This window comes from Rhizobacter sp. P3_C12 (assembly GCF_056402735.1).
Genome location: NZ_JBFUGW010000309.1, coordinates 1 through 6,724 on the forward strand (window position 1 = coordinate 1; position 6,724 = coordinate 6,724).

Annotated in this window: 11 protein-coding genes; 4 read left to right on the forward strand and 7 right to left on the reverse strand. The window is 63.5% G+C overall.

Annotated elements, in window-relative coordinates; translation table 11 throughout:
- Nucleotides 1-72 precede the first annotated feature (72 nt).
- The gene (locus AC1DXV_RS29390; RefSeq protein WP_477936963.1) at nucleotides 73-975 is read left to right on the forward strand and encodes a hypothetical protein; all 903 of its coding nucleotides are present in this window, start codon (nucleotides 73-75) and stop codon (nucleotides 973-975) included.
- Here AC1DXV_RS29390 and AC1DXV_RS29395 read toward each other — a convergent pair.
- Nucleotides 864-1,424: a GNAT family N-acetyltransferase gene (locus AC1DXV_RS29395; protein ID WP_477868058.1), complete on the reverse strand. Its 561-nt coding sequence runs from the start codon at nucleotides 1,422-1,424 to the stop codon at nucleotides 864-866. The two genes, AC1DXV_RS29390 and AC1DXV_RS29395, sit on opposite strands and share 112 nt — an antisense overlap.
- Between AC1DXV_RS29395 and AC1DXV_RS29400 the strand changes: the two genes are divergently transcribed.
- The 3 genes from AC1DXV_RS29400 to AC1DXV_RS29410 all read left to right on the forward strand — a co-directional run bounded on the left by AC1DXV_RS29400 (nucleotide 1,392) and on the right by AC1DXV_RS29410 (nucleotide 3,048).
- A complete protein-coding gene (locus AC1DXV_RS29400) occupies nucleotides 1,392-1,763 on the forward strand; it encodes a GFA family protein (protein WP_477868056.1) in 372 nt (123 codons plus the stop codon). The genes AC1DXV_RS29395 and AC1DXV_RS29400 overlap by 33 nt on opposite strands.
- A gap of 116 nt (nucleotides 1,764-1,879) precedes the next feature.
- Nucleotides 1,880-2,296, forward strand: coding sequence for a 4-oxalocrotonate tautomerase (locus AC1DXV_RS29405; protein WP_477936965.1), 417 nt, complete (start codon nucleotides 1,880-1,882; stop codon nucleotides 2,294-2,296).
- Nucleotides 2,297-2,466: 170 nt separating this feature from the next.
- Nucleotides 2,467-3,048 carry a TetR/AcrR family transcriptional regulator gene (locus tag AC1DXV_RS29410; RefSeq protein ID WP_477873209.1) on the forward strand — a complete coding sequence of 194 codons (582 nt, stop codon included), beginning with the start codon at nucleotides 2,467-2,469 and terminating at the stop codon, nucleotides 3,046-3,048.
- A 19-nt stretch (nucleotides 3,049-3,067) separates the two neighbouring features.
- Here the strand turns inward: AC1DXV_RS29410 and AC1DXV_RS29415 are convergent, their stop codons facing one another.
- From AC1DXV_RS29415 to AC1DXV_RS29440, 6 genes are all read right to left on the reverse strand, one after another.
- Nucleotides 3,068-3,445, reverse strand: coding sequence for a DUF6841 family protein (locus AC1DXV_RS29415; protein WP_477873211.1), 378 nt, complete (start codon nucleotides 3,443-3,445; stop codon nucleotides 3,068-3,070).
- A gap of 4 nt (nucleotides 3,446-3,449) precedes the next feature.
- Nucleotides 3,450-3,800, reverse strand: a complete 351-nt coding sequence (locus AC1DXV_RS29420; protein WP_477873213.1) for a VOC family protein — start codon at nucleotides 3,798-3,800, stop codon at nucleotides 3,450-3,452.
- A 26-nt stretch (nucleotides 3,801-3,826) separates the two neighbouring features.
- Complete coding sequence (locus AC1DXV_RS29425; RefSeq protein ID WP_477936967.1) at nucleotides 3,827-4,219, reverse strand: DUF6348 family protein; 393 nt, start codon at nucleotides 4,217-4,219, stop codon at nucleotides 3,827-3,829.
- Nucleotides 4,171-4,446 (reverse strand): hypothetical protein, encoded by a 276-nt coding sequence (locus AC1DXV_RS29430; protein WP_477936969.1) that lies wholly within the window; start codon nucleotides 4,444-4,446, stop codon nucleotides 4,171-4,173. Before AC1DXV_RS29430 ends, AC1DXV_RS29425 begins: the two co-directional genes overlap by 49 nt.
- A 355-nt stretch (nucleotides 4,447-4,801) precedes the next feature.
- Nucleotides 4,802-5,149: a GFA family protein gene (locus tag AC1DXV_RS29435; protein WP_477874653.1), complete on the reverse strand. Its 348-nt coding sequence runs from the start codon at nucleotides 5,147-5,149 to the stop codon at nucleotides 4,802-4,804.
- 60 nt (nucleotides 5,150-5,209) lie between these two features.
- Nucleotides 5,210-6,724 (reverse strand): cyclic peptide export ABC transporter (locus tag AC1DXV_RS29440; RefSeq protein WP_477936971.1); only part of this gene is annotated, 1,515 nt, incomplete at its 5' end.

Genomic DNA, 6,724 nt, shown 5'->3' on the forward strand with positions numbered 1-6,724 from the left:
AGAGGTGACGGACCTTAGCCAACTTCCGACTGCTCGCCATCAGCGAGTCTTCACGGACGAAGCCACAACCGCATGCATCGCAATACAGCCCGTCCACAAACTGTTCACAAGACGGACAGGCAACGACGGACGCAGCGGCTTCAAGCATGTTTGGAAGTCTACAACTCGGCAGTGCGCGCGTCGCCCGGACTCAGTCCGCCACAAGCCTTCCTCACTGCCGCACCAGATTGCGTCGTCGTCGGCTGCCCGGCGAAGAGCTTCTGCCAAACCCGCGGACGTGATCGCAACGAAGACCATTGGGTATCCTTCATGTCTAGAGACAGGCAAGCGCCCCGCAAACAACGCCCGACCTCGATGTACGCTCACTTGTCATTCTCCGCCGCCAACATGGCTCGATTGCACGCGCCATCGGCCCGTTTTGGCTTGTTGAATGCCTTGTTCGTCATCGCCAATCTGGTCATGACTGTGGCGGCCGGCGTTTTGTGCCTGTCGTCGCGGCTCGAACAGGATCGCATTTTAGGAGGCGTTTTTTTGCTGGTGGCCCTGGGGTTGGCTGTGTTCCTGCATCGGATCAATCGTCGCACGGATGCCTACTTCCAGATCGACAAGGTGCGCCTCGCGGTCCATCGAAGCGACCGCACCGGCCGGCGAGAAATCCAGAAAGTGAAGGCCTTCTCGGCGGTCCGGCTGTCCATTGTCCGAGGCACCGACGCCACGCCGCGGCTCGCCATGCTCCAGCTCGAATGCGACGACGGCGTGATGCAGTTGTTCACCACGCCGGCACAGGACAATGCCTTGCAGGTGGGCCGTTCGCTGGCCGCCTGGCTGCGTGTGCCGTTCCGTTCGCCAGAGAACGGCCCAGCTCAAAGGCCGTCGCGCACCAGCCTCAGCGCCATCGATCGGAATCCCATCGACCGTCCCTCGATGCGAAACAAGTCGACGAGCTCTCCAGTGTCGATGAAACCCGAGCGCTGATAGAGGCGGATCGCCGGATCGTTGGACGACAGAACCTGCAAGTCGATCCAGTCGAGCGCCGCCTGCGACGTCGCCCAATCGCGTGCATGCGCCAGAAGTCCGGCGCCGACGCCCGTGCCGCGCCGTGCGCGGTCAACGCCCATGCCCAGAATGCAGCGGTGCGTCGCATGGGCTTCAGCCCGGGCGCGCAGATCAATGTGGCCGATGATGCGGCCGTCGGCGAGGCGCGCCACCCAAGCACGTCGCCATCCTGGCTCGAACAGGGGCACGTCGAGTGCGTCCCGAAAGGCCCGCGCCCGTTCGCCGTCGAAGCGCGACTCCGCCCGGGCCAGCGGCTGGAACAGCGGCATCCCGTCGCGGCCGTTGTCGGCGACATGATCGGTGAGGTAGGCGGCGAACGGATCAAAGGCATCTGAATGCAGCGGGTCGATCGAGAACGTCTGGCTCATCGAGTGAAGTGTCTCATCCCGAAGTGCACGATGAATGCGGCACCCACAGTCGCCTGGGCCATGTACGAGCTTCAACAGGTCTCCTTTCTTGCCGAGCCACCCGCCATCTACGAATCATCGCCGGGTGCCAAGCGCGGCTTCTGTTCTCATTGCGGCACGCAGATCTGCTTCACGGCAGAGTACATCCCAGGGCTCATCGATCTCACGATCGGTAGCCTGGATGAACCAAGCTTGGTCCCGCCCACTTTTCACTACTGGGAGTCCAAGCGACTGCCTTGGCTGCATGTCGCAGACCAACTGCCTCGCTATCCTGAGTTCCCGCCAACAGAGCAGGCCTGATTGACTTTCGTTTGACAGAATCACGATCGTTATGTATTCTTAAATCACGATCGTTATGTTGACGGTCGTGCCTGCCGCCAGCGTTGCAGGCTCAACCCAGTTCCCGGAGTCGTGTCATGCCTCTCACCTTTACCGTCACGGAAGGCGTCCTTCCCAAGGGCGCCGAAAAGGCCACGTTCGCTCGCTTGTCCGACGCCATGCTCAAATGGCACGGCCTCACCGGGAACAAGGTCATGACGCCCAACGTCATCGGCTCCATCAACGTGGTGCCTCAAGAGCACACCTTCTCTGGATCCAAGGAGGCACGGGTCGCCTTCATTGAATGGAAGGTTCCGTCGTTTGCCTTCGCAACCCGCGAGATTCAGATGGGCTACGTGGAGGAAGCCACTCAGATCGTCCATGAGGCCTCGGGCGGCAGGCTGGCAAAGGAATTCATCTGGGTCAACGTTGTGCACGCAGTTGACGGCGCATGGGGGACCGCCGGAAAAGCGATGACAAACGCCGAGCTCGGCAAGGCCGCTTCGAACGGCTGACTCGGACAGCGGCGCAAATCCCGCCTTGCAAATCCGGAGTGCCCCGCAACTCTGCAGCCGCACGAGTACGAGAAGCTTGGCGCGGCTGCCCAAGAACCCCGGCGTTGAAGGCACATAACGATCGTTTCTCCAACGCGTAAAATGAGGGCCCGCCGACCGAGAGGAAGCCCATGTCGAGAGCCGAGCAAAAGGTGCTGACACGAAGACGCATCGTGGATGCCGCAGCGCGCGGCTTTCGTCGCAACGGCTTCGGCGGCATCGGAGTCGACGGCTTGGCGAAAGAGGCGGGGGTCACCTCGGGCGCGTTTTACGTGCACTTCGATTCGAAGTCGTCGGCTTTTCGCGAGGCGGTCACCCAGGGCATGAAGGAACTCAAGGAGGGCGTGCTCCACTTCCAAGCCACGCATGCGAAAGCATGGTGGCCCGAGTTCGTCAGGTTCTACCTTGGATTCAAACGCACTTGCGACCTTTCCGAAAGCTGCACGCTGCAGAGTCTTTCGCCCGAGGTGGCTCGCTCGGATGATGCGTCGCGCGCCGCCTTCGAAGCAGGCCTGCACGAGGTGGCCGAGGCCATTGTCGCGGGGCCACGTTCTCCAGGGGTTCCGCGAGATTCAGCCTCGGCTTGCGCTGCTTTGGCTGCATTGGTGGGCGCCGTGACCCTCAGCCGGGCCGTCCACAGTGCCGCCGTATCCAGGCAGATTGCCGAGTCGACCGGACGAACGCTGCTCGGGTCTCATTGGTCGGAGCCATGAAGTCGGCCGAACCCCTGTATCAGCCGGCTGCCGGGATGAGGCCAGCGTCGCGCATGACGGCCTGCTCATCCTCGTGCGAAATCCAGAATGCGGCTTTGGGGCCGGACCCGGGGTCTTTCTCGAATGTCATCTGCCAGTGAATCTTTGCCATCGTGTACCTCCCGTCGAGCGGTGTGGCATCAATGTTCAGCACTTTGGCTCGCCGGAACCCGATCTGCTCGAAGAAGGCTTTTCGCTGGGAGAAGGAKGCCTTGAGGCTGTCATCATTCTTGCCGCACGAAACACCATGCGGATCGCCCGCCATGAACTCGGCCATGTAGAGAGAGCTCATCCACTCCGGGTCGAAGCTGTTGGCGCCTTCCTCATAGCGTGCAAAGAACCTTCGAACGTTATCCATGAGGTCATTCTCCGAGCGCGAGGACGAGCCACGGGACACCAAAGCGGTCAGTCACCATGCCGAACAGGGCCGCCCAATCGACTGGTGCAAGAGGTGCCGTCACTTTTCCGCCCTCCGACAGGCCAGCAAAAATGCGACGGGCCTCCGCCGCGCCGGGGCTGTGCAGCGCGACGTTGAAGCCCTGCATGGATACGGCCTGGCCTTCTGGCAGATCGTTTCCGAGGATGGCTTGATCGCCAACTCGAAGTTCAGCGAACCGGACCTTGTCTGCGGCTGCCGCGGTAGACCCGGGCGGCAACGCATTGCCCTCGTTGCCTCCAAAGAAGTTCATCACGGTGACTTCGCCGCCGAGCAATCGCGCGTAGTGCTGTCTTACACAAGTCAGACCGGCAGCTGCACCTCGCCGACCATCTCACGCAACACCATGAACAGCCGCGCGCCGTAGAACCCGTCGCAACGCGTCCATTCGCACGACGTCAGCGCACTCACGCCCGCCAGCCACGGCTCGTTGTCCTTCAAGGCCTCGAAAATGAACTCGCCATTCACGTGCCCCACGTAGAAGCGGAACCAGTGCAGGTCGGGCTCGAGGGGCTCGCTCCGGATTGCCGTCTCCAGGACGGGCATCAAGCCTGCCGGAATCGACGGCGTGATGCCAGCCGAACTTCGAGTGCCGACGTTGCCGATGAATGCGCTGAACCGTCGCCCCGCGACGGTCCACACCTCGGTCAGGACCTGCTCGGGATCATGGCGATGCCAGAGCGAGGACGGCAGCACGTGAAATGAGTTGATGGCGTGCCACGGACCGCCGGCAGCTCGCCACCGGGAAGCACCCAATCATTGTGGACGGTCGAAGCCAACCCATGGCGCTTGAACAACTCCAGCAGCCACGCCTGTGGCGTCAAGGCGGGCTTGGCGGGCTGCGCCGGCTCGGACAGCCTCGCCGCGGGCGTGCTCTTCTTCTTGCCAAAGAGATTCTTGATCAGTTGCACGTCGTCCTTCATCAACGTCTGAAACGCCGAACTCCCACTTCCTGGACATCATTCTCGGATCTGGAGCTTTCGCTTCAGTCCTTCCGACGCTCCGTGCTCGACCAGTTCCCGCAACGCCGTGGCATCGAGCTGGTTCCAGACGTGCCCGCACTCCGTGCAAGCTCTGAAAGCGTCCCTGCCTGTCAAACGCACGGATCGCCTCAGCAACAGGAAGCGCAGCCCGCTCGGGAAGAACTTCTCGGCAGAACCGCTTTCTGACCCATCAGCAAGGATCCGCCCGTCGACGAGTTTGCGCGACTGGCACACCGGGCAGATGGAGGGACTCCTCATGGCGACATGCCTTCCCGATCGAACGACTGCGCTAGCGTCACCTCGATCGCCCATCGAAGTGTGTGACCGGAACAGATGCGAGATCGATACCTTCCAGGCATCGGATATTGATCGCAGCCATGTCGTTGCCCTTTGGATCCTTGCCTTCCGCATAGGGGTGGATGCCGCAGGCAGGGCAGAAGCGGTGCTTCAGCAGGTGCTTGTTGAACAAGTAGACGCGAGAGGCGTCCTCCGGGGTGGAGACCTTAAGCGAGTCTCTGGGCACGAACCAAAGCAGCGAGCCCTTTCGTTGACACATGGAGCAGTTRCAAGACATTGCGCTCTTGATCTCGCCTTCGACTTCAAAGGCGACGTTGCCGCAGTGGCAGCTTCCCTGGTGTTTCATGGCAGTTCTCCCGTTGATCAGATTTGCGAACGCAATGATGCACGCTCCGATCGAACGCTATCACGCCGCGATCGCCACGGCCTCCTCTTCCACCCTCCCCGCCCCCATCCGCACCACCCGATCCGCCACATGAAAATACCGGTCGTCGTGCGAGATCACGACCACCAGGTGCCCCTTCGCGCGCAGCTCCGGCAGCAGCTCGGTGTAGAACAGGTGGCGAAAGGCCGGATCCTGGTCGGCCGCCCATTCGTCGAACACCAGCACCGGCCGGCCTTCGAGCCACGCATGCACCAGCGCCAGCCGCTTGCGCTGGCCGGTCGACAGGTCGATGGTGCTGAACGCGCCGTCGCGCACCGACACCTTGTGCGCGATCTCCAGCCGCTCCAGGTAGGGCTGCGCCGCCTCCGGCAGCGGCTGCGGCGCCCCGCCCTCGCCCGCCAGGTCCTGGAACAGGTAGAAATCGGAGAACACCGTCGTGAACAGCTGCCGGTAGTCGTCGCGCGTCGCATCGGTCACCGGTTTGCCGTCGAGCCGCAGCTCGCCCTGCTGCGGCGCATACAGCCCGAGCAGCAGCTTGATCAGCGTCGTCTTGCCCGAGCCGTTGTCGCCGACGATGAAGACCAGCTCGCCGCGGCGCAGCACCAGGTCGATCGGGCCGAGCACGAAGGCCTCGCCACCGCCCTCCGGCGCATCGAACGCATAGCGCACCCCGCGCAGCTCGATCGAATCGGCAAACGCCCCCTCGCCTACGGGCCGGTCCAGGTGCAGGTGCAGGAAGGGTTCGGGCGTCGCGAAACGCAGCGACAGGTCGCCGATGCGCTGGAACGCCACCTTCGCGCGGCCGATGTTCGGCAGCACGCCGACCAGCTGGTCGATCGGCCCCTTCAGGAACAGCAGCACCAGCACGAAGCCGCTCAGCACCGCCGGCGCCACCGTGCTCGCCGCGGCCCAGCCGAGGATCACCGCGATCAGCAGGAAGAACAGCGCCGAGCCGAACGCGCTGCCGATCACGTAGGTGTTGATCGCGCGCTGGTTGACCGTGCGGATGCCGTCCACCGTCTGCTCGATCTGCCCGGACAGCATGCGCGCCCGCCGCCCACGGTGCATGCGCAGCTCCTTCGCGCCCTCGCTGATGCCGCGGTAGGCCTTGTGCAGCTGCTCCTCGCCGTCGCGCGCGCGCCAGAAACCGGCCTCGGCGCGCGTCAGCACCACCGCCTGCACCGCGGCACCCAGCACCAGCGCGACGACGAGCAGCCCGAACATCGGCAGCGACAGCCAGGCCAGGTAGCCCAGGCAGCCGAGTGCGATCGACAGCGCGATCACGGTGGACGCCAGCACGAAGCCGGCGTCGCTGATCATGTCGACGTCCTGCGTCAGCACCGGCATCAGGCGGTGCGTGCGGTAGCGCTCCAGCGCATCGATCGGCGCCGACAGGATCTTCTGCGCGAGCGATTTGCGCACCTGCGCCACCAGCCGCTGGCCGACGCGGTTGGTCGACATGTCGGAGGTCACGCGGCCGACCAGCGCCACCGCGCACAGCGACACGAAGGTCAGCAGCAGCCCGCCGGCCATGCC

Bases quoted from the DNA above. Each gene is read 5' to 3' on its own strand.
- AC1DXV_RS29395 (WP_477868058.1), bottom strand. From the start codon at position 1,424: ATGAGCCAGACGTTCTCGATCGACCCGCTGCATTCAGATGCCTTTGAT.
- AC1DXV_RS29400 (WP_477868056.1), top strand. From the start codon at position 1,392: ATGCAGCGGGTCGATCGAGAACGTCTGGCTCATCGAGTGAAGTGTCTC.
- AC1DXV_RS29410 (WP_477873209.1), top strand. From the start codon at position 2,467: ATGTCGAGAGCCGAGCAAAAGGTGCTGACACGAAGACGCATCGTGGAT.
- AC1DXV_RS29390 (WP_477936963.1), top strand. From the start codon at position 73: ATGCATCGCAATACAGCCCGTCCACAAACTGTTCACAAGACGGACAGG.
- AC1DXV_RS29405 (WP_477936965.1), top strand. From the start codon at position 1,880: ATGCCTCTCACCTTTACCGTCACGGAAGGCGTCCTTCCCAAGGGCGCC.
- AC1DXV_RS29430 (WP_477936969.1), bottom strand. From the start codon at position 4,446: ATGAAGGACGACGTGCAACTGATCAAGAATCTCTTTGGCAAGAAGAAG.